The organism is Microbacterium sp. 22296 (assembly GCF_052045385.1).
Classification (GTDB): Bacteria; Actinomycetota; Actinomycetes; order Actinomycetales; family Microbacteriaceae; genus Microbacterium.
The window spans coordinates 99382-121048 of sequence record NZ_JBQEOS010000006.1 but is presented as its reverse complement, the minus strand read 5'-3'; the positions used below and the strand labels follow the sequence as shown (position 1 = coordinate 121048).

Genomic DNA, 21667 nt, shown 5'->3' with positions numbered 1-21667 from the left:
TCGCGATCTTTCGTGTCCCGCGGGGCGGGTCGGCATCCATCGCTCGCGCATAAGGTCCTCGAGGCCGCGGTGAGGGAAGCGCTGCCTACGATGCGCCGGTGACCACCGCTCTGCACCCCTCGCCGATGCCCACCGCCCCCGCCATGACGGCCGTCCGCCGGCCGCGCGGGTGGACGGTGGGACTCGCCGCGATCGGCGTCGTCGCCCTCGTCCTGACCGGGTGGCAGGTGTGGGCGGGCGCGCCGAGCGAGTACTACGCCTCGATCGCCCTGTCGATGAGCCGGTCATGGTCGAACTTCTTCTTCGGCTCGGTCGATCCGGCCGGCACCGTCACGCTCGACAAGATCCCCGGGTCGTTCTGGATCCCCGCCCTGTTCGTGCGCGTGTTCGGGTATTCGGCGTGGGCCGTGATCCTGCCGAACGCCCTCGCCGCCGTGGGCGCCGCCCTGCTCACCGCCGTCACCGCGCGCCGGCTCGCGGGCGTGCGGGCCGGGCTCATCGCCGGGGCGATCGTGGCGGTCACGCCGATCCTCGTGGCGGTGGCCCGCTCCAACCAACCCGAGACGTTCTTCGTGCTCGGCCTCGCGCTGACCGCGTGGGCCTCGGTGCGGGCCGTGCAGCAGCGCAGCCTCGCCTGGCTGATCGTCGCGGGCGCGGCAGTGGGACTGTCGTTCCAGTTCTACATGCTCGAGGCGTGGGCCGTGTGGCCGGCACTGGCCGCGGCCTACCTGTGCACGCGGCAGTCCTGGGCGCGGCGCGTCGGTCATCTCGCCGTGGCCGGGGCGGTGAGCCTGGGGGCGTCGCTCTGGTGGGTCGTGATCGTCTCGCTCATCCCCGCCGCCGACCGGCCGTACATCGGCAGCACGCTGTCGAACAACCCGTGGGAGATGGTCTTCGGCTACAACGGCCTCGGACGCTTCTCGGCCACGTCCGACAGCGCCGCGTACGAGTCGTTCACCCCGCCCTTCTCGGGCGACCCCGGTGTGCTGCGGCTGTTCAACGCCCAACTCGCGGGGCAGATCGCGTGGCTCGTCCCCGCCGCGATCCTCGCCGTCGTCGTGCTCTGGATGCTGCGTTTCCCGCGCCCGCTCACGGTCCTGCTCACGGTGTGGCTCGCGACGTTCGCCGCGATGTTCTCCGTCGTGGCGGGAATGCACCAGTTCTACACCGCGGCGCTCGCCGTCCCGCTGGGTCTCGTGATCGCCACGGCCCTGACCGCGGCGCACCGCGCGGGGAAGACCTGGCCGCAGATCGCGATCGTCGGTGTCGCGGGAGCGACGGCCCTCGGAATCGGCTTCGCCACCGGCGGCTACAGCGTCCCGGTGTCGATCGCCCAGGCCGCGGTCGCGGCGGTCGCGATCGCCCTGCTGCGGTCTCGTCGCCGTTCGCGCCCGACCACGATGGCGGCGCTCATGGTGGGCCTGCTGCTGACACCCGCGGTATGGTCGGCGGTCACCATCGCCTACCCGAGCTCCATCAACCCCGTGGCCGGCGGGGTGTCCGAGATCTCGAACGTCGGCGGCGGAGGCGGCCGCGGCGGCTTCGGCGGCGGGGGGACGCCGGGCGGCGCCGGCGGCACGCAGGGCTCGGGAGCCGTGCCCGGTGGCGGAGCGGCTCCCGGCGGCTCCGCGCCCGGAGGCGCCGCGCCCGGCGGCGGCTCCGCACCGCAGGGCGGTTTCGGGCAGGGCTCGCAGGGCGGCTCCGCCCAGGGCTCGGGACGGGACGGGGGCGGCGCGCGCGGAACGGGTGGCGGCTTCGGCGCCGGCGGCGCAGCCGACACCGCGCTGATCTCGTGGCTCGAGACCAACGCGAGCGGATCGACCTACCTGGCCGCGACCTTCGGTGCGCAGTCGGCCGCGCAGCTCATCGTCGCCTCCGACGGCGGTTCGTTCCTGCCGATCGGCGGCTTCAACGGAACGGATGCCGTGCCCACCCTCGACGACTTCATCTCCCTCGTGGAGTCGGGTCAGGTGCGCTACGTGATCGAGGGGCAGCAGAACCGCGGAGGGGCGGCAGGTCCCGGCGGACCATCGTCGACGGCGACCGCGACGACCTCGTCTCAGATCCGCGAGTGGGTGACGCAGAACTGCTCGATCGACGGCAGCGCCCCCTCGACGGTCTACGCCTGCAGCTGAGCCGAGCGGGTCGAACGGTCGGGGTTCGCGGCTCGCCTTGGCGCGTGGGGAAGTCCTGGCCCGCCTCAGCGCGCCAGGAACTCCAGACCCGCCTCGCGGAACGTCCGCGCACCGGGGGCGTTGACGTGGTGGCGGCCGGGGATGTCGGCGAACTCGCCGTGCGGCAGCAGCGAGGCGAGGTGCGCCGACTGGTCGTGGATCGGATCCAGTGTGCCCGTGGCGATCAGGACCGGCTGCTGCGGCGGCGAGGCCGGGTCGGGGTCGGTCTCGCCCAGGCGCATGCCCTCGGCGATCGCGACGAGTGCCCGCAGATCGTTGCCCGGCACTCGCTCGGCGAGCGAGACGTAGCGCAGGGTCGTGGCGTCCTCGACCGGGGTGCCGTGATCGAGGAACGCCCGGGCCTGATCGACCTTCAGGCGGGCGAGGGGGCGACCGTCGGGGATTCCGCCCAGGACGGCGCGGTCGACGTGCTCCGGTGCGTCGACCGCGAGCTGCCAGCCGACACGACCGCCCAGCGAGTAGCCGAGGTAGCGCACGGAGTCGAGCAGATAGGTGTCGAGCACCGCGACGAGGTCGGACACGAGGGTGGGCATCGTGTACGACGCGGCGTCGAACGGCTTCTCGCTCGATCCATGCCCGCGCTGGTCGACGGCCACCACGCGGAACCCGGCGCGCAGCAGGTCGCGCACCCACCCGGTGTTGACCCAGTTGTCGCGGGTGCTCGATCCGAAGCCGTGGACGCACAGCACGGGATCGGCGTCGTGGTCGCCCCAGGTGTACGTCGCCAGGCGCACGTTGTCGCCGACGATGACGTACTGCGGCGCGGGCATCTCGGTCAGGGCGGGCACGGCATCCATTCCTCCGATCCTGGCAGACGCCCGGCCGCTGCTCGGGGTAGTGGTCATAGTGGTCTCATGGGTTTCACGCGCGCCGAGTTGGAGTCGTTCCGGGATGCCACGATCCCCGACCTCGTCGAACCGGGGGTGCGGTTGCTCTTCGTGGGCATCAACCCGGGACTGTGGACCGCGGCGACGGGCACCCCGTTCGCCCGTCCGGGCAACCGGTTCTGGCCCGCGCTGGTGGCAGCGGGCGTGCTTCCCCGCTTGCCGCGCCACGCCGAGGAGCTGGGCGACGACGATCGGCGCATGATCTTCGATTCCGGCGTCGGGGTGAGCAACCTCGTCGCCCGTGCGACCGCGCGCGCCGAGGAGCTGTCGCGCGACGAGCTGCGCGCGGGGGCCGATGCGCTCACCAACCGCGTCGCGACGTGGCGTCCTCGGGTGGTGGCCGTGGTGGGTCTGACGGCCTACCGACAGGGATTCCAGCGCCCCCGCGCCGTCGCCGGCAGACAGGACGAGTCGATCGCGGGCGTGCCCACGTGGGTTCTGCCCAACCCGAGCGGCCTGAACGCGCACGACACGGTCGCCACCTTGGCTCGCGCCTACGCGGAACCCGCCCGCGCGGCGGGAGTGACGGCATGACGCCCGCGCGCCGTCGTCTCGTCGCGCTGGCGGCGCTGGTCGTGCTCGTGGCGGCTGGTCTGGTGGTCGCGAAGGTCCTGCCGTCGTCGGTGACCACCGACGTCGCGGGCGACGCCCTGTACGCCGCCGCCGTCTACACGGGCCTCGTTCTGCTCTTGCCTCGGGCGCGGCGGGTGATCCTCGGGGTCGCGGCCATCGCGTGGTGCGTCCTCGTCGAGCTGCTGCAGCTGACGGGACTTCCGGTTGCGCTCGCCGAGCGGGTGCCGCCGATCGCGCTGGTGCTCGGTACGGGCTTCGACGCGCGCGACCTGGTCGTGTACGCGAGCGCGGTGCTGGTCGCCGCCGCGGCCGACGCGGCCGTCGGTTCACGGGTGATCCACCGCGGGCGGTCGACGTTCGAGTCGTGACGTCTCGGACGTGAAGGAGTGATCCCACCCACCGAGGCGTGGGGGGAGTGTGCTCCCGTCTCGTGGGGGTGTGGGGGGAGTGTGCTCCCGTCTTGTGGAGGTGTGGGGGGAGTGTGCTCCCGTCTCGTGGAGGTGTGGGGGGAGTGTGCTCCCGTCTTGTGGAGGTGTGGGGGGAGTGTGCTCCCGTCTCGTGGAGGCGAGGGAGTGCCGCCGCCAGCTGGAGGTCGGGCAGAGGGCGCCTCCTCCCCAGGAGACGGTGCGCCGGGGGTGTCCGAGGCGCGGAGTAGGGTGACCGCGACGAGAGGAGGTCCGCGTGATCGTACGATTCGACGGCGACGTGTTCCGCTGGGAGGCCCGCAGCGACAGCGACTGGTACTTCGTCGCGCTCCCGCCCGAGCTCAGTGCCGACATCCGTGAGACGCAGACGTTCCGTCGGGGGTTCGGGGGCGTGCGGGTCGAGGCGACGATCGGCGGGTCGAGCTGGCGCACGTCGATCTTCCCCCAGGCGGGCGACGTCTACGTCCTTCCGCTCAAGCGCGCGGTGCGCGACGCCGAGGGGATCGACCCCGGAGCGAGCGTCGAGGTCGACCTCGACGTGCTGGACGCCTGAGATCGCGGATGCCCTGGGCCCTCGCCCCCGCGCTGACGGTGTTCGCCGTGCTCGGCGGCGTCCTCGCGGTGATCGACGCCCGCACCCACCGCCTCCCCGACGCCGTCCTCGTGCCCGGCGCCGGAGCGGTGCTCCTGCTGCTGGTCGGAGCCGCCGTGACGGTCGGGGAGCCGTTGCGTGCGGTGGGGGTCGCCGGAGGAGCGGCGGGGGCGTTCCTCGCCTGCCTCGCTGTGCACCTCGCCCGGCCCGACGCGTTCGGCGGCGGTGACGTCAAGCTCGCGGCGCTGTGCGGCGCGGTGCTCGGATGGGTCGGCCCCGAGGCGGTGGCATCCGGAATCGCGCTGGGCTTCGTCGCCGGCGGGGTCGCGGCGACCGGTGCGCTGCTCGCCGGCGCGCGCGGTGCGTCGATGGCCTTCGGGCCGTACCTGCTGATCGGTGCGTGGGCGCGCGTTCTCGCGGGCCCGTGACCGGGTGCGTCGCGAGCAAGCGGTGCGGATCGAGTGCGCCGCCCGGACCGGTCGGCGCTGTCTCGCTCGCGCGCCGCGGTCAACCCTGCGGGACCGTTCCCGACGCGTCGATACGCTGAACCCATGCTAGACCTCATCCGTCGCGTCACCGCGTGGGCGCTGTCGCTCCGCCTCGTGCGCGCCTTCCTCGTCTACTCGAGGGCGCGCGGTCCGAGCCTGGCCGACAGCGTCACGTACCGCACGCTGTTCAGCCTCTTCGCCGCGGTGCTCATCGGCTTCTCGTTCGCGTCCCTCTGGTTGGCCGGGAATCCCGAAGGGCTCAGCGCCCTCGTGCGGTCAGTGAACAGCGTGGTCCCGGGGCTCGTCGGGGAGAACGGACTGATCAAGGTCGAGGACATCGAGGCGCCCGCAGGACTCACGATCGCCGGCATCCTCGGCTCGCTGGGTCTGATCGGTGCCGCGATCGGCGCGATCGGGGCGCTGCGCGCAGCCCTCCGGCAGATCGCCGGCGTCACCACCGACGACACCCTCATCGTGTGGGTGCTCCTGCGTAACCTCGCCCTCGCGATCGGCATCGGCCTCGCCCTCGTGGCGGGCGCGGCGGTCACCTTCCTTGCCACGGCGGGGCTGACCTTCGTGCGGGAACTGCTCGGCGTCTCCGCCGACTCCTGGGTCACGGCCGTGCTCACGTGGCTGCTGTCGACGCTGGTCGTACTGGCACTCGATTCCGCCGCGATCGCCGCGGCCTTCGCCCTCCTGTCGGGCGTGCGCGCCCGGCGGGGCACGCTCGTCCGCGGCGCACTGATCGGCGGCGTCGGTCTCGTGGTCCTGCAGCAGTTGTCGGGACTGTTCGTCGGGGGTGCGAGCAGCAACCCCTTGTTGGCGACGTTCGCCTCTCTCATCGCCCTGCTGCTGTGGCTGAACCTCTCGAGCCAGGTCATCCTCATCGCCGGCGCGTACATCACGGTCGCCACCGAAGAGGACCACGATCGCGTGCGGGCGAAGTACGGGGCGGCGACGCTGATCCAGTTCCGGGTCCGGCGCGCCGAGAAGGCGATGAGCGCCGCCCTCGGCGAGCTGAACGCCGCACGCGAAGCCGAGGCGAAGGAGCGCGAGACCCTCGCCCGGACCGACCCTGAAGCGGCAGCCCGAGAGACCGACGCCGAACGCGACGCGCGGGTGAAGAGCGATGTCTGAGACACCGACCGGATCCGATGGCGGCGCCCCCGGACGGACCGCTCATGTCTGAGACCCGGGAGAAGGGCGAGGACCGCTCGGCCGTGCCCGTCGCACAGCGCACCGCCGCCTACACTGCCGACGCCGTGCGTGCCGCCGAAGCTCCCCTCATCGCCGAGGGCCGCCCCCTGATGAGGTGGGCGGCCGAGGCCCTGGCCGAGATCGCCGTCGTCGAGCTGCGCGGCGCACCGGGTGCCGTTCTCGTGCTCGCCGGCGCGGGCGACAACGGCGGCGACGCGCTCTACGCGGCCGCCGCCCTCGCGGGCCGCGCGGACCGGGTCGACGTGGTGCTCGTGCGCGACCGCGTGCATCGGGGTGCGCTGGATGCCGCGACCGCCGCCGGCGCTCGTGTGGTCTCGGCCAGCGACGTGTGCGCCCGGCTGAGCGGATACTCCCTCGTGCTCGACGGCATCCTGGGGATCGGCCGGCTGAGCGATCGACGCCTCCGCGGTTCCGCGCGCGCGCTCGTCGAAGCCCTCCTCGCTCTCCCGGAGCGTCCCCGGGTCGTCGCCGTCGACCTGCCCAGCGGGCTCGACCCCGACGAGGGGATGACGGAGGGCGCCGTTCTCCCCGCCGACGTCACGGTCACGTTCGGGGCCGTCAAGGCCGGGCTGGTGCTCGGCCGCGGTCCCGAACTCTCCGGTCGCGTGCACCTCGTCGATCTCGGGCTCGAGCCCGCGCTCCGCCGCGCGCACCCCGCTGTGACCGCGGCGATAGCGGTCGTGCGGGTGCCGGCGCGTCACCGGGTCTGACACGGGCGCTCGTCCGCGCCCGGGGCGGGTGACCGCGGTCGTCCGTGCCCGGGGCGGGCAACCGCGCTCGTCATTCCCCGGGGCGGGCAACCGCGCTCGTCTGTGCCCGGGGCGTGGGCGGGCAACCGCGGTCGTTCGTGCGGGCGTGGGCGGGCTATCGCGCGTACCGCTCCACGAAGGTGCGCAGCATGCGCGACGGCGCCGTGACGGGGGCGCGGCGCACGGCCGCGAGAGTGGTCTGCAGTTCGTCGGCGGCGAAGTAGCCGTATCCCGCGTAGGCGTGGATGCGCGTGACGATGCCGTCGACGTCGAGCTCGGGATGGAACTGCGTCGCGTAGACGTTCCGCCCCACGCGGAACATCTGCACCGGGCATGTGGGGGAGGACCCCAGCAGCACCGCCGTCTCGGGCAGAGTCGTGATGGCCTCCTTGTGCCCGACGAAGGCGGAGAAGCGGTGCGGCAGCCCCGCCGCCAACGGATCCCCGCGACCGTCGTCGGTGAGGGTCACCTCGACCACGCTGATGGGTTCGGCGAACGTGCCGTCGATGACGGCATCCAGGTGCGTGCCGAGGGTGCCGACGCCGTAGCACGCGCCGAGGAAGGGCACGTCGCGGGCGACGACCTCGTCGAGCAGCGCGGCCATCTCCTCCTCGACCCGTCGCTGGACCGACGACTTCTTCTCGAGGGCGTCGGAGGCGTTGAACGGGCTTCCTCCCACCATGATGCCGGCGATCTCATCGAGGTCGAGAGGTGGCATCGGCTCGCGCTCGAGGCGGATGCGGCGCAGGCGCTCGGGCGGCAACCCGGTGTAGCGGAGGAAGAGCGCGTACTCCTCGTCGGCCGGCAGATCCTCGGCGCGGGTGGCGAGCAGGACGAACGGGCGATCGCCGGGCAGGTCCGTCCATGTCACCCGAGCGATTCTAGGCGAGCACTGTCAAGGCGCCGGGCGGTGTCGGGGCCGCGGTCTACGCTGTGGGCATGGCTATCGCACGACTGACCGGAGGCCCGCTCGACGGGCAGGTCCTCCCGCTCGAGAACGACTCCGACGACACGCTGATCATGCCCTACAGCGAGGGGCAGCTGGTCTACCGCCGCCAGGGCGAACCGACGAACACCGGCGAGTCCGACGGCCCCACCGAGGCGGTCTTCGCGTTCGCGGAAGAGACCGAAGGCATCAACCCCGACGTCGACGGACGCGACGATTGAGCGGAGCCACCCCCGGCGCGTCCAGCGTCGAGGTCGAGGCCAAGTACGACGTCGACGACGCCACGCCGCTGCCGGAGTGGTCGGCGCTGCCCGGTGTCTCGCGGGTCGGTGACCCCGAGCCCCGCGATCTCGACGCACGCTACGTCGACACCGCCGACGCCGACCTCGCCCGGGCGGGCGTGGCGGTCCGGCGTCGCCGTGGCGGGCCCGACGAGGGGTGGCACGTGAAGGGCCCGGCGCAGGGCGCGGGGCGCAGCGAACGGCAGTGGCCGCTCGGCGACGTGGAAGATGACGAGTCCGATCCCGTGGTGCCGAAGGCGGTTCAGGATGCCGTGGCCTCGATCGCCGCGCCCCCCTTCACGCCCCTCGCGCGTGTGAGGAACGACCGCACGGCGTACGCTCTGCTCGACGCCGACGGCGAGGTGGTCGCCGAGTTCGTCGACGACCGCGTCCGGGCGCGCGACGAGCGACGTGGCGTCGAGTCGGCGTGGCGCGAGTGGGAGGTCGAGCTCGGCCCCGCGGCCCCCGGAGACGATCAGGGACGCTCGGCGTTCTTCGCCGCGGTCGATGCGGCGGTGTTCGCCGCGGGCGGTCGGCACGCGGCATCCGGATCCAAGCTCGCCCGCGCACTCGGTCACTGATCCCGGAGTACCTCCGACGGTGGCGCCGTTGCGGTATGTCGCCGGGTCACCGTGGCGCGCCGATGAGACGCCGTCTCGCTGGGTGTCGGACTTCCCCCCTCGAGAACGACAGAAGGCCCGACCGGTGTGAACCGGGCGGGCCTTCGTCGCTCTGTCGGTCAGAGGTTGATCATGTGACCCGTGAGGCCGTGGAACGCCTCCTGCAGGCCCTCCGACAGCGTGGGGTGCGTGTGGACGTTACGCGCCGCCTCGAGAGCGGTGAGGTCCCACTTCTGCGCCAGCGTCAGCTCGGGCAGCAGCTCCGAGACGTCGGGGCCGATGAGGTGGCCGCCGATGAGCTCGAGGGTCTCGGCGTCGGCGACGAGCTTGACGAAACCGACCGGCTCGCCGAGGCCGTTCGCCTTGCCGTTGGCCGAGAAGGGGAACTTCGCGACCTTGATGTCGTGCCCGGCGTCGCGCGCCTGCTGCTCGGTCAGGCCGAACGAGGCGACTTGCGGGTTGCAGAACGTCGCGCGCGGCATGTTGCGGTAGTCGCCCAGCGTCTGCGTCTCGGCCTTGCCGATCGTCTCGGCGGCGACCACGCCCTGCGCCTCGGCCACGTGGGCGAGTTGCAGCTTGGCGGTGACATCGCCGATCGAGTAGATGTGCGGCACGTTCGTGCGCATGTGGTCGTCGATCTCGATGGCGCCGCGCTCGGTGAGCTTCACACCGGTGTTCTCGAGGCCGAAACCGTCGACCTTGGGTGCGAAACCGATCGACATGAGCACGCGGTCAGCGTCGATCGATCCGGTCGAGCCGTCCTTCGCGGTGTAGGCGACGGTGACCTTGTCGCCGTGGTCGGTGACGGAGTCGACCTTGGTGGAGGTGAGGATGTCGACGCCGTAGCCCTTGTACTGCTTCTGGATCTCCTTCGAGACCTCGGCGTCCTCGTTGGGGAGGGCGCGGTCGAGGAACTCGATGATCGTGACCTTCACGCCGTAGTTCGTCATGACGTAGGCGAACTCCATGCCGATGGCGCCGGCGCCGACGATGACGATCGACTCGGGGAGCTCGCGGGTGAGGATCTGCTCCTCGTAGGTGACGACGTTCTCGCTGAGGGTGACACCGGGGAGGAGGCGCACGGTCGAGCCCGTGGCGATGATGACGTTGTCGAAGGTGACCTGCTCCTTCGAGCCATCGGTCTTGGTCACGTCGATCGTGTGGTCGTCGGCGAAGTAGCCGCGACCCTCGTACTCGGTGACCTTGTTCTTCTTCATCAGGTAGTGGATGCCCTTGACGTGGCCGGCGGCGACGCTGCGCGAGCGGTCGAACGCCTTGCCGAAGTCGAAGTGCACGTCGCCCGAGATGCCGAACAGGTCGGCCTTCGCGTGGAACGTGTGCGCGAGGTCGGCGTTGCGCAGGAGCGCCTTCGAGGGGATGCAGCCGACGTTGAGGCACACACCGCCCCAGTACTTCTCTTCGACGATCGCGACCGACAGTCCGAGCTGTGCGCCGCGGACGGCGGCGACGTACCCGCCGGGACCCGCACCAAGAATGACCAGATCGTAATGAGGCATGGTTCCAGCCTATCGCCCGGCGGTGGCGCCTCCGGCGGTGTTTCGTGGTCCTCGCGAGGCGAAGACGTACACCAGCACACCCGCCACGATCACCAGCGCCACGACGATGAGGATCCACGGCAACGGAGACGCCGGTGCCGCCGCGTCGACCGGGGCCGCGGGGGATTCGGTCGGCGCGGCGGGCGTCGCCGCCTCACTCGCCGAGGCGGTGGGGGACGCGGTCGCCGACGGCGACGCCGACGGTGTCGGGGTGGGGGAGGCGGTCGGGACGGAGAACGCGAACTCGCCGTCGATGGGGTGGCCGTCGCTCGACACCACGCGCCAGCGCACGGTGACGGCACCGGATGCCGGTCCGGCCAACGCCTGCGTCACCTCGGCGCCCGCGGCCTCGGGAGCGCCGTCGGTCAGCGAGGCGCCCGAGGCGTCGGTGACCTCGACCACCGTCGCGCCCGCGTCGGGGAGCACATCGGCGCTGAAGGACAGCGTGATCTCCGCCGGCAACGCCTCGAGCACCGCGTCGGCGGTCGGGTCGGTCGCGACCAGCTCGTCGTGCGCGGCGGCGGGAAGGGCCGGAACGAGGAGGGCTGCAGCGGCCAGGAATGCGGCGGCCAGCACGGCGGGAAGGGTGCGCCGACGCGGCGCCTGTGAGGACCTCATGCTCCGACACTAGTTACGGCATCCGAGGAGGGCCCTGGGAGCGGTGTCGCTCTTCGCGGGGTCGGAGCACGACGCGCACCGCCGCCCGGACTCGACACGGGCGTGCTCGGGTCGATAGGTTCGAGTGTCTCGTCGACCGCTTCGCGCCCCGAACCGCGGTGCCGGTGTCGGCGGGGCGAGACACATCACGCATCACCCTGGCCCGCTCGAGGCCGGTCGCCCTTCCGGGGTGATTCGGTCGGTTATGGTGAATGAGAAGGAGAAGCCGTGGACGAGACCAGCCGATTCGAGCGAGACGACATCCGGCGTGCAGGCGAAGCTGCCGCCGGTTCGCACGACACGACCCAGACCCACGACGCCGATCTGTCGTTCGTCCCCTTCGGCGCCGATCTGACCGAGGCCGAGGTCGAGGCGATCGGCGCCCTTCCCTCCGGTGCCGCCCTGCTCATCGTGCGGTCGGGGCCCACCACCGGCGCCCGCTACCTGCTCGACACCGACATCACCACCGTCGGCCGTCACCCCGAGGCCGACCTGTTCTTCGACGACGTCACCGTGTCGCGTCGCCATGCCGAGATCACACGCACGGGAACGGCTTTCGAGATCGTCGACCAGCGCTCGCTCAACGGCAGCTACGTCAACGGCGAGCGTGTCGACCGCGCCGCGCTCGTCAACGGCAGCGAAGTGCGCATCGGCAAGTTCCGCCTGAACTTCTTCGGTTCGCCGGTCGATCTGCCCGCGGCAGAGCACTGATGGCGGCAGCCCCGTCCCGTGGTCGTCAGACGGCTGCGGGGTTGCTGAGTATCGGGCAGGTGCTCGCGCGCCTGACGCCCGATTTCCCCGCGCTCACCTCCAGCAAGCTGCGGTTCCTCGAGGTGCAGGGCATCGTCTCGCCGACGCGGACCGAGTCGGGATACCGCAAGTTCTCGCCCGCCGACCTCGAACGGCTGCGTCTGGCTCTGACGCTGCAACGCGACCACTATCTGCCGCTCGTCGTCATCCGCGACTACCTCGCCGACCTCGACGCCGGCCGCAACCCCGCGCCGCCCACGTCCATCCCCTCGATGACGAGCGCCCCGCGCCGATACCGCCGCGACGAGCTGCTCGCCGCCGCAGGGGCCGGACCCCAGCTGCTGAACGACGCCGTGAGCACCGGCGTGATCGTCGGAGCCGAGAGCTACCCGGAGCAGACGGTCGCGCTCCTGCGGGCGCTCGTCGCCCTCGACAGGCACGGTATCGAGCCTCGCCACGTGCGGGCATTGCGCCAGAGTGCCGAGCGCGAGGTGTCGCTCGTGGAGTCGGCGTTGTCGGCGCTGCTTCGCCGCCCCGACGCGCCGTCGCGGGCGCGTGCGAGCGAGCTCGCCCCCGAGTTGGCGGCGCGTCTCGACGAGGTGCGCACCATGTTCGTCCGCGACGCCCTGGACCGGATGCTCTCCTGATCGCGACACGCCGCGCCCCTCGGAGCGGATGTCATTGCCGGGGAACCCTCGCTGATCTAGCGTGGAAGACATCAACCGAAGAGGAGGGACGCGGGCATGAACGCTGGCGACGCACTCGGTGAACCTCGGTTCGCCGCTGACCTCCTCTTCACCGACGGTCTGCCCGAGATGGACGACGACACCGGTTATCGCGGCGCCGTCGCCGCGCGTGCCGCCGGTATCACCTACCGTCAGCTCGACTACTGGGCGCGCACCGAACTGGTCGTCCCGACGGTCCGCGGCGCGAGCGGGTCGGGTTCGCAGCGCCTGTACGGCTTCCGCGACATCCTCGTGCTGAAGCTCGTCAAGCGACTGCTCGACACCGGTATCTCGCTGCAGCAGATCCGGACCGCTGTCGAGCAGCTGCGCGCTGCCGGCATCCGCGATCTGGCGGGCACGACGCTCATGAGTGACGGTGCCTCGGTGTACCTGTGCACCTCGAACGACGAGGTGATCGACCTCGTGAGCCGTGGCCAGGGCGTGTTCGGCATCGCTGTGGGCAAGGTCCTGCGCGAGGTGGAGTCGACCCTCGTCGATTTCGAGACCGCCCAGCCTGACGCGGTGGACGAACTCGCCGCGCGCCGCGCCGCCCGCACCGCCTGAGGCGTCACCGCCCGGTCTCCGAGCCCCTTCTGCCTCGGCATCCGGGGTTATCCGTCGTTCGTGGTCGTAACGCCCGTGTTGAATGCGATCGGCGGGGTGCCGCCGTGAGCCACGCGAACCGCGGGGGATGAGCGTCGACACAAACGGGCGCTGCAGTGAGTGAGGCGATCGGCGGGGTGCCGCCGTGAGCCACGCGAACCGCGGGGGATGAGCGTCGACACAAACGGGCGCTGCCGTGAGAAACGCGATCGGCGGCGGTAACGCGCTGGCGCGTTGGGGTGCTGCTTCGAGAAACGCGATCCGCGGGCGGAAACGCGATGGCGCGTTGGGGTGCTGCCGTGAGAAACGCGATCGGCGTGTGGAAACGCGATGGCGCGTTGGGGTGCTGCTTCGAGAAACGCGATCCGCGGGCGGAAACGCGTTGACGATGTGTGTCTTGCGGTGGATGCCGTTTCTCGTGTGCGTGAGGGGGCCGGATCGGCGGCTACGCCTGCGAGTCGCGCGGTCGTCGGCGACCCGCTGAGGATGACGGAGAGCGACTCACGGTGAGAAACTTAATCTGCGGGCGGAAACGCGGTGACACGTGTGGGTGCTGCTTTGAGAAACGCGATCCGCGGGCGGAAACGCGTTGACGATGTGTGTCTTGCGGTGGATGCCGTTTCTCGTGTGCGTGAGGGGGCGGAATCGGCGGCTACGCCCGAGAACCGCGCGGTCGGCGGCGACCCACTGAGGATCTGGTGACATACGTCGACTGGCCGTGAGAAACGCGATCCGCGGGCGGAAACGCGGTGACACGGCGGGATGCTGCCGCGAGAAACGCGTTCCACAGGCGGAAACGCGTCAACGATGTGTTTCTCGCAGCGGATGGCGTTTCTCGAGACCATGGGGGAGCGGACCGCAAACCCCTTCAGTCACGGATGCCGCGACCGATCCCACGGCCCACGAGCGGCGCGGCGCGCCGGTCCAGGTGGGTCGACGGGCGCGGCGTGGGACCGGAGAGGGGACGTTCAGGCCTGGGGGGCGTCGCCCGCGACGGGGATGCGGCCGGTGCGGACGATCCGGTCGAGCAGTGCGTCGAAGTCGGCGGCGAGCTCCTGCGCCGAATCGCCGGGCCACACGTGCAGCGGCTTCGCGGCACCCTGCGCCTGCTGGAGCGAGGTGCGCTCGGGTAACTGCGGGTTGAGCACGAGGGGGCCGAACATGTCGCGCAGCTCTTTGATGCGGAACTGGTGCTCGATCGATTGCGGGCGCACGCGGTTGACCACGACGCCGAGCGGCTGCAGGCGAGGGGAGAGGCCGCGACGGATCTCCTCGATCGCGCGGAGGGCGCGGTCGGCGGCGGCGACGGAGAACAATCCCGGCTCGGTGACGACGACGACGCGGTCGCTCGCCGCCCACGCGGTGCGCGTGAGGGCGTTGAGCGAGGGGGCGCAGTCGATGAGCACGAGGTCGTACTCGCTCTCGATGGTGGCGAGGGCCTCCTCGAGCTTCCAGACGTCGCGGACGCTGGGGTGCGGGCCGTCGAAGTTGATGGCCGACGGGCTGCCGATCAGCACGTCGATGGTGCCCGGATGCACCTTGGCCCACCCGCTCGAGGTGATCGCCTGACGCACGACCTTCTCTTTCGGGTTCGCCAGGACATCGGCGATGTTGAGACGGCCGGCCACCGAGATGTCCATGCCGGTCGACACGTCGGATTGCGGGTCGAGGTCGACGACGAGAGTGCGAACGCCACGTGCGAAGGCTGCGGAAGCCAGCCCGAGTGTCACGGTCGTCTTGCCGACCCCGCCTTTGAGTGAGCTGACGGAGAGTACGTGCACGAGAGTCCACGTTACCTTCCCCTAGGCTGTGAGCACATTCAGCCCCGCCAGATCGACCTGAGGTGCGCATGTTTTCGAAGATCCTGGTCGCGAACCGCGGCGAGATCGCCATCCGAGCGTTTCGCGCAGCCTACGAGGTAGGAGCCCGCACCGTCGCGGTCTACCCCTATGAGGACCGTGCGTCGCTTCACCGGCTCAAAGCCGACGAGGCCTACCAGATCGGCGAGCGCGGTCATCCCGTGCGCGCCTACCTCGACGTCGACGAGATCATCCGCGTCGCGCGCGAATGCGGGGCGGATGCCATCTACCCGGGGTACGGCTTCCTCTCCGAGAACCCGGAGCTCGCCGAGAAGGCCGCGGCTCACGGCATCACGTTCATCGGGCCGCCCGCCGAGGTGCTGTCGATGGCGGGCAACAAGGTCACTGCGAAGGAGCACGCGATCGCCGCGGGCGTTCCGGTGCTGCGCTCCACACCGGCCTCCGACGACATCGACGCGCTGCTCGCCCAGGCGGAGGAGATCGGCTTCCCGATCTTCGCCAAGGCCGTCGCGGGCGGTGGCGGGCGCGGCATGCGTCGCGTGGAGAGCATGGGCGAGCTGGCGCCGGCGCTGGCCGAGGCGATGCGCGAGGCGCAGAGCGCCTTCGGCGACCCCCGCATGTTCCTCGAGCAGGCCGTGCAGCGCCCGCGTCACGTCGAGGTGCAGATCCTCGCGGATGCCACGGGCGAGACGGTGCACCTCTTCGAGCGCGACTGCTCGGTGCAGCGGCGCCACCAGAAGGTCATCGAGATCGCTCCCGCCCCCAACCTCGACGATGCGGTGCGTCAGGATCTGCACCGCTACGCCGTGGCCTTCGCCCGCTCGATCGGGTACCAGAACGCCGGCACGGTGGAGTTCCTGCTCGAGACCGCGGGTCCTCGCGCGGGTGAGGTCGTCTTCATCGAGATGAACCCGCGCATCCAGGTCGAGCACACCGTGACCGAGGAGGTCACCGACGTCGACCTCGTGCAGTCGCAGATGCGGATCGCCGCGGGACAGACGCTCGCCGACCTGCACCTGCAGCAGGACGACATCCATCTGCGGGGCGCCGCGCTGCAGTGCCGCATCACGACCGAGGACCCTACGCAGGGCTTCCGCCCCGACACCGGAAAGATCACGACCTACCGCTCGCCGGGAGGTGCCGGCATCCGCCTCGACGGCGGCACCACGGCCGCGGGTTCCCAGGTCAGCCCGCACTTCGACTCGATGCTGTCGAAGCTGTCGTGCCGGGGTCGGGACTTCCCCGCGGCGGTCGCTCGCGCCCGTCGCGCGTTGGCCGAGTTCCGCATCCGCGGGGTCTCCACGAACATCCCGTTCCTGCAGGCCGTCCTCGACGACCCGGCCTTCGTCGCGGGCGACCTCAGCACGTCCTTCATCGACGAGCGCCCCGAGCTGCTGCGCGGACGCGAATCCAAGGACCGCGGCACCAAAGTGCTGTCGTGGCTCGTCGACACCACGGTCAACCGTCCGAACGGGGAGAACCCCCTCTCGATCGACCCCGGCGCGAAGCTCCCGCGCCTCGACCTCGCAGCGCCCGCCCCGGCGGGTTCCCGGCAGCTCCTCCGGCAGCTCGGTCCGGTCGGCTTCGCCCGTGCCCTGCGCGAGCAGACCGCCCTCGCCGTGACCGAGACCACCTTCCGCGACGCGCACCAGTCCCTCCTGGCCACCCGCGTGCGCACCCGCGACCTCGTGCGCGTCGCCCCGCACGTCGCCCGCCTGACGCCGGGTCTGCTCTCGGTCGAGGCATGGGGCGGGGCGACGTACGACGTCGCCCTGCGCTTCCTGGGCGAGGACCCGTGGGAGCGTCTCGACGCCCTGCGTGAGGCGCTGCCCAACATCGCCATCCAGATGCTGCTGCGCGGGCGCAACACCGTCGGCTACACGCCGTACCCCACGCAGGTCACCGACGCCTTCGTCGCCGAAGCCGCGGCATCCGGGGTCGACATCTTCCGCATCTTCGACGCGCTCAACGACGTGTCGCAGATGCGTCCGGCGATCGACGCCGTGCTCGCCACCGGCACCGCGGTCGCCGAAGTCGCGGTCTGCTACACCGGAGACCTGCTCGACCCGGCCGAGAGCCTGTACACCCTCGACTACTACCTGCGTCTCGCCGAGCAGATCGTCGACGCGGGCGCGCACATCCTGGCCATCAAGGACATGGCGGGCCTGCTGCGCCCCACCGCGGCGGCGAAGCTCGTCTCGGCGCTGCGCGACAGGTTCGACCTGCCCGTCCACGTGCACACGCACGACACCGCCGGAGGACAGCTCGCCACGCTGCTGGCCGCGTCCGCCGCGGGGGCGGATGCCGTGGACGCCGCCGCCGCGCCCATGGCGGGCACCACCAGCCAGCCGTCCTTGTCGGCGCTCGTCGCCGCCCTCGCGCACACCGAGCGCGACACGGGTCTCGACCTCGGAGCCGTGAGCGACCTCGAGCCCTACTGGGAGGCGGTGCGTCACCTGTACCGCCCGTTCGAGTCGGGCCTGGCAGGGCCCACGGGCCGCGTGTACCGCCACGAGATCCCCGGCGGGCAGCTGTCGAACCTGCGTCAGCAGGCGATCGCGCTGGGCCTCGCCAATGACTTCGAACTCATCGAGGACATGTACGCCGCCGCCGACCGCATCCTGGGCCGCGTGCCGAAGGTCACGCCGTCGTCGAAGGTCGTGGGGGATCTCGCCCTGCACCTGGCAGCGGTCAAGGCCGACCCGGCCGACTTCGAGCAGAACCCCGAGAAGTACGACGTGCCCGATTCGGTCGTGTCGTTCATGGCGGGTGAGCTGGGCGATCTGCCGGGCGGCTGGCCCGAACCGTTCCGCTCCAAGGTGCTCGCGGGCCGGGATGCCAAGATCGGCGTCACCCCGCTCACCGACGACGACACCGCCGCCCTCGCGGGGAATTCGGGCGAGCGACGTGCTCGTCTGAACCGCCTGCTGTTCCCCGGCCCGACCCGGACGTTCGAGGAGATGCGGGCGAACTACGGCGACCTCAGCGTGCTCGACACCGCGGACTACCTCTACGGTCTGCGCGCGGGCGGGGAGCACGTCGTCGAGATCGAGCGGGGCGTTCAGCTGTTCGTCGGACTCGAGGCCGTCGGCGACGCCGATGACAAGGGCATGCGTACGGTGATGACGACCCTCAACGGCCAGCTGCGTCCGGTGTTCGTGCGCGACCGCTCGATCGACGTCGAGGCGCGCCAGGCCGAGAAGGCCGACACCTCCAAGCCCGGCCAGGTCGCGGCTCCCTTCTCGGGCGTCGTGACGATGAAGGCAAACCCGGGCGACCGGGTGTCGGCGGGGCAGGCGGTCGCGTCCATCGAGGCGATGAAGATGGAGGCGGCGATCACGTCGCCCGTCGAGGGGGTCGTCGAGCGTGTCGCGATCGGTAGCACACAGCAGGTCGAAGCAGGAGACCTTTTGCTGGTGATCCGCCCGTCGCAGTAGCCTGGGAGGGGGCGCTTTCGCGCCCTCCTTCCGTTTGGAGACCGCAGTGACCCCCGACCGCACCGACGCGAACCCCGACGAGAACGCCGATCACGGCGTCCTCGACGAGAGCGGGAACCTCGATACCGCCAGCATCACGATCCTCGGTGGGCACATCGCGCAGGTCAACGTCGACCTGCCCGTGGCCGGCGACGACGACCTCGACGACGACGTGATCGAAGACGAGCTTCCCATCGACGACCCCGATCGTCCCCTTCTCGAGACGCTCGGCGAGCGCCGATCCGACGATGGCGACCGCCAGATCGATCGGGTGCACCACGTCGAACTGCTCCCGACCGGCGACGTCATCCTCGAGCCCCACGACGATTCCGACGACGCGGCGTCGACCGACGGTGACGAGAGCCACGATGTGCAGGACGCCGAGCTCGTCGACGACGGGCACGGTGCCGAGATCCCGTACGCGCAGATCCCGGATGCCGATCATGTCGAGCACGCGCACGACGTCGACCCGCACACCGATCACACCGATCACACCGAGTCCTCCGGCGCGGACGACGCAGAGCCGCGGGACGCGGTGCACGCCGATGCGGACGACGCCGAGCGCGCCGACGCGGGCGATGAGCACGAGCCGGATGCCAGGGAGCACCGGGAGTCTTCCGAGCACGGATCCGACACGCAGGACATCCCCGAGGGCTCGGGTGCGTCCGCGACCACGGCGGCCTCGCACGAGCCGGGTCCGCGCGACGGCGGACACGACACGGAGGATGGGTCCGACGCCGGGGCCGCCACGCTCGATCACGCCGGTGCGCGGGACGACGTCCTCGACGCCGACCTGCACGGCGCCGACCTGCTCGATGCCGACCTGCACGACGCCGAGATCGTCGACGAGGTCGAGCTGTTCGAGGCCGACGCCGCAGATCCCGACGATCTGTTCGGGACGAGCGTGACAGACGCCCCGTCGCCGCAGAGCTCGCACGATCCCGGCGATGCCGTGCAGCCGGCGGCCGACGCCCCCGAGGTGCGGGATGCCGCGGCGTCGGGCGCCGCCCTCACCCACGCGCCGTGGATTCCCGCCGTCGATCGCAGCCGCGCCGACGAGAACGAGAACGACGCCGTATCCGCTCCCGCGGTCGAGACGGACGAGCCCGCGAGCGAGTCGGCAACGGCCCCGGAGGAGGACGACGTGGCATCCGAGAAACACACCCCCGACACCGAGACGACCGTGACGTCGAGCGCCGTACCGTCTGCGACGTCGGATCCCGCGCCGCAGCGCACCGGTGTCCAGACGACCGGACCGGTACCCACGCCCGCGGCGGCGACCGAGGCGAAGGGCGACGCCACCGCGCCGGCGACCTCTCCCACGACCGGCCCCGTCGCGGCTGAGGACGCCGCCGCCCCGGTCACGGGCGCTGTCGCTACCGCAGCCGCCGCCACGGGCACCGGTCCCGTGCCCGCCACCCGTGCCGAGCGCGCGGCGACGGGTGCGATCGGCACCCTCCCGCTCACGCGCCGCGGAGCGCACCAGGCCGATGAGGCCGCACGCGCCGCCGACGAGACCGCGCGCGTCGACAGGGCGCACGCGATGGAACGCGTCCGCACGCCCGCGCCCGAGGTCACGCTGACGTCGAAGCGCATCGGTCAGATCGACGACGCCCGAGAGAGCTCCGACCTGCTCACCGCTGACCGTCTGCTCGACCCGCGCCAGATCTCCCGACCCGAGCCCGAGGGACTCTGGCAGCAGCTGGTCTACTCGATCTCCGGACACCGCATCAATCTCGGCGACGGCCGCCGCGCCCGCGACCGAAAAGACCTCGACCAGCGCATCGCCGCGCCGCTGACCGGTGGCGCACGCTTCGTGCCGGTGCTCTCGCGCAAGGGCGGGGTGGGCAAGACCACGGTCACATCGTTGCTCGGGATGGCCCTCGCCGATGCCCGCGACGACCGCATCATCGCCGTCGACGCCAATCCCGATCGCGGGACGCTCGCCGACCGCGTGGGGCGGCCGAACGGACGGACCGTGCGCGATCTCGTGCGCTCCCACGACGAGGTCGCCGGCTACCACGACGTCTCCTCGATCGTGGCCCGCGATGCCACGCGCCTCGACGTGCTGGCATCCGATGCCGATCCGCGGGTATCGGAGGCGTTCAGCGACGACGACTATCGGCACGTCGCCGACGTGGCCGCGCACTACTACTCGATCGTGCTGACCGACACCGGCACGGGCATCGTGCACTCCGTGATGGGGGCGACGCTCGAACTCGCCCACACCGTGGTGATCGTCGCGGGGCTCTCGGTCGACGAGGCCCGCCTCGCTTCCGAGACCCTCACCTGGCTCGAGACGAACGGTTACGCCGCGCGTGTGCGCGACGCCGTCGTGGTCCTGAACAACTCGCGGCCGGGCACCCCCCTCGTGCGCGAGAGCGAACTCGAGGCGCACTTCCGCTCGCGGGTGCGCACGGTCATCCGGATGCCGTACGACGCGCGCATCGCCGCGGGCAGCGCGATCACGTTCCGCGATCTGCAACCCTCGACGCGGCAGGCGGCGCGCGAGCTCGCCGCGGCCGTCGTCGAGGGGCTGCGATCCCCGGTGGCCGCCGCATGACCGTGCGTCCGATCCGTCTGTTCGGCGACCCGGTCTTGCGCGCCGTCAGCGTGCCCATCGGTGAGATCGACGACGGTGTCCGTGCCCTCGTGCAGGACCTGATCGACACCGTCGAACTGCCCGGTCGCGCCGGCGTGGCAGCCCCTCAGATCGGCGTGGGCCTGCGCGCCTTCAGCTACAACATCGACGGCGACATCGGCTACGTGCTCAACCCCGTTCTCGTCGAGACACGCGGCGAGCCGGAGGCGGTGGGCGAGGGATGCCTCTCGGTGCCGGGCCTCTGGCACGACGCCCTCCGCTACCCGTGGGCGAAAGTCGTGGGCATCGACCTCGACGGCAACCCGGTCGAACTCGAAGGCGAGGGTCTGCTGGCGCAGGCCCTGCAGCACGAGACCGACCACCTCGACGGCATGCTCTACCTCTCGCGCCTGCCCGCCGACACGCGGCGCGAGGCGATGCGACAGGTTCGCGAGAGCGACTGGTTCTGAGGCGGGGGCGGGTGAGACCCGATACCGCGATGCGGCCCGGCTCCCCGAGGGGACC

At 71.4% G+C, this 21667-nt stretch carries 20 protein-coding genes; 15 read left to right on the top strand and 5 right to left on the bottom strand.

Features of this window, described 5'->3' with window-relative positions; genetic code table 11:
* The first annotated feature begins 98 nt into the window (after positions 1-98).
* Positions 99-2135: an ArnT family glycosyltransferase gene (locus ACTJJP_RS12745; protein WP_440775368.1), complete on the top strand. Its 2037-nt coding sequence runs from the start codon at positions 99-101 to the stop codon at positions 2133-2135.
* Positions 2136-2200: 65 nt separating this feature from the next.
* Here the strand turns inward: ACTJJP_RS12745 and ACTJJP_RS12740 are convergent, their stop codons facing one another.
* The gene (locus tag ACTJJP_RS12740; protein WP_440775367.1) at positions 2201-2992 is read right to left on the bottom strand and encodes an alpha/beta fold hydrolase; all 792 of its coding nucleotides are present in this window, start codon (positions 2990-2992) and stop codon (positions 2201-2203) included.
* A 57-nt stretch (positions 2993-3049) separates the two neighbouring features.
* On the opposite strand from ACTJJP_RS12740, the gene ACTJJP_RS12735 reads away from it, so the two are divergent.
* The 6 genes from ACTJJP_RS12735 to ACTJJP_RS12710 all read left to right on the top strand — a co-directional run bounded on the left by ACTJJP_RS12735 (position 3050) and on the right by ACTJJP_RS12710 (position 7088).
* Complete coding sequence (locus ACTJJP_RS12735; protein WP_440775366.1) at positions 3050-3616, top strand: mismatch-specific DNA-glycosylase; 567 nt, start codon at positions 3050-3052, stop codon at positions 3614-3616.
* A complete protein-coding gene (locus ACTJJP_RS12730) occupies positions 3613-4023 on the top strand; it encodes a DUF2809 domain-containing protein (protein ID WP_440775365.1) in 411 nt (136 codons plus the stop codon). The genes ACTJJP_RS12735 and ACTJJP_RS12730 overlap by 4 nt, the downstream gene beginning before the upstream one ends.
* Before the next feature lie 313 nt (positions 4024-4336).
* Entirely contained in the window at positions 4337-4633 is a 297-nt protein-coding gene (locus ACTJJP_RS12725; RefSeq protein WP_440775364.1) for a DUF1905 domain-containing protein, read from the top strand.
* A gap of 8 nt (positions 4634-4641) precedes the next feature.
* Positions 4642-5100 carry a prepilin peptidase gene (locus ACTJJP_RS12720; protein ID WP_440775363.1) on the top strand — a complete coding sequence of 153 codons (459 nt, stop codon included), beginning with the start codon at positions 4642-4644 and terminating at the stop codon, positions 5098-5100.
* Between the two features lie 123 nt (positions 5101-5223).
* Positions 5224-6297 (top strand): YihY/virulence factor BrkB family protein, encoded by a 1074-nt coding sequence (locus tag ACTJJP_RS12715; RefSeq protein ID WP_440775362.1) that lies wholly within the window; start codon positions 5224-5226, stop codon positions 6295-6297.
* A 44-nt stretch (positions 6298-6341) separates the two neighbouring features.
* Entirely contained in the window at positions 6342-7088 is a 747-nt protein-coding gene (locus tag ACTJJP_RS12710; RefSeq protein ID WP_440775361.1) for an NAD(P)H-hydrate epimerase, read from the top strand.
* 154 nt (positions 7089-7242) lie between these two features.
* Here the strand turns inward: ACTJJP_RS12710 and ACTJJP_RS12705 are convergent, their stop codons facing one another.
* Entirely contained in the window at positions 7243-7998 is a 756-nt protein-coding gene (locus ACTJJP_RS12705; RefSeq protein WP_440775360.1) for a glutamine amidotransferase, read from the bottom strand.
* Between the two features lie 68 nt (positions 7999-8066).
* On the opposite strand from ACTJJP_RS12705, the gene ACTJJP_RS12700 reads away from it, so the two are divergent.
* Both ACTJJP_RS12700 and ACTJJP_RS12695 read left to right on the top strand, forming a co-directional pair.
* On the top strand, positions 8067-8294 hold the full coding sequence (locus ACTJJP_RS12700; RefSeq protein WP_440775359.1) for a response regulator: 228 nt from the start codon (positions 8067-8069) through the stop codon (positions 8292-8294).
* Positions 8291-8935: a CYTH domain-containing protein gene (locus ACTJJP_RS12695; protein ID WP_440775358.1), complete on the top strand. Its 645-nt coding sequence runs from the start codon at positions 8291-8293 to the stop codon at positions 8933-8935. The genes ACTJJP_RS12700 and ACTJJP_RS12695 overlap by 4 nt, the downstream gene beginning before the upstream one ends.
* Before the next feature lie 158 nt (positions 8936-9093).
* Here the strand turns inward: ACTJJP_RS12695 and lpdA are convergent, their stop codons facing one another.
* On the bottom strand, positions 9094-10491 hold the full coding sequence (gene lpdA, locus ACTJJP_RS12690; RefSeq protein WP_440775357.1) for a dihydrolipoyl dehydrogenase: 1398 nt from the start codon (positions 10489-10491) through the stop codon (positions 9094-9096).
* Between the two features lie 9 nt (positions 10492-10500).
* Positions 10501-11148 carry a copper resistance CopC family protein gene (locus tag ACTJJP_RS12685; RefSeq protein WP_440775356.1) on the bottom strand — a complete coding sequence of 216 codons (648 nt, stop codon included), beginning with the start codon at positions 11146-11148 and terminating at the stop codon, positions 10501-10503.
* 267 nt (positions 11149-11415) lie between these two features.
* On the opposite strand from ACTJJP_RS12685, the gene ACTJJP_RS12680 reads away from it, so the two are divergent.
* From ACTJJP_RS12680 to ACTJJP_RS12670, 3 genes are all read left to right on the top strand, one after another.
* Positions 11416-11898 carry an FHA domain-containing protein gene (locus tag ACTJJP_RS12680; RefSeq protein WP_440775355.1) on the top strand — a complete coding sequence of 161 codons (483 nt, stop codon included), beginning with the start codon at positions 11416-11418 and terminating at the stop codon, positions 11896-11898.
* Complete coding sequence (gene ftsR, locus ACTJJP_RS12675; protein WP_440775354.1) at positions 11898-12584, top strand: transcriptional regulator FtsR; 687 nt, start codon at positions 11898-11900, stop codon at positions 12582-12584. The genes ACTJJP_RS12680 and ftsR overlap by 1 nt, the downstream gene beginning before the upstream one ends.
* A gap of 96 nt (positions 12585-12680) precedes the next feature.
* Complete coding sequence (locus tag ACTJJP_RS12670; RefSeq protein WP_314456761.1) at positions 12681-13226, top strand: MerR family transcriptional regulator; 546 nt, start codon at positions 12681-12683, stop codon at positions 13224-13226.
* Positions 13227-14233: 1007 nt separating this feature from the next.
* Here the strand turns inward: ACTJJP_RS12670 and ACTJJP_RS12665 are convergent.
* Positions 14234-15046, bottom strand: coding sequence for a ParA family protein (locus tag ACTJJP_RS12665; protein ID WP_314457624.1), 813 nt, complete (start codon positions 15044-15046; stop codon positions 14234-14236).
* Positions 15047-15114: 68 nt separating this feature from the next.
* On the opposite strand from ACTJJP_RS12665, the gene ACTJJP_RS12660 reads away from it, so the two are divergent.
* The 3 genes from ACTJJP_RS12660 to ACTJJP_RS12650 are packed head-to-tail and all read left to right on the top strand — an operon-like array spanning position 15115 to position 21612.
* The gene (locus tag ACTJJP_RS12660; protein ID WP_440775353.1) at positions 15115-18522 is read left to right on the top strand and encodes a pyruvate carboxylase; all 3408 of its coding nucleotides are present in this window, start codon (positions 15115-15117) and stop codon (positions 18520-18522) included.
* A gap of 46 nt (positions 18523-18568) precedes the next feature.
* Positions 18569-21124, top strand: a complete 2556-nt coding sequence (locus ACTJJP_RS12655) for a nucleotide-binding protein (protein ID WP_440775352.1) — start codon at positions 18569-18571, stop codon at positions 21122-21124.
* Positions 21121-21612 carry a peptide deformylase gene (locus tag ACTJJP_RS12650; RefSeq protein WP_440775351.1) on the top strand — a complete coding sequence of 164 codons (492 nt, stop codon included), beginning with the start codon at positions 21121-21123 and terminating at the stop codon, positions 21610-21612. The genes ACTJJP_RS12655 and ACTJJP_RS12650 overlap by 4 nt, the downstream gene beginning before the upstream one ends.
* The last annotated feature ends 55 nt before the right edge of the window (positions 21613-21667 follow it).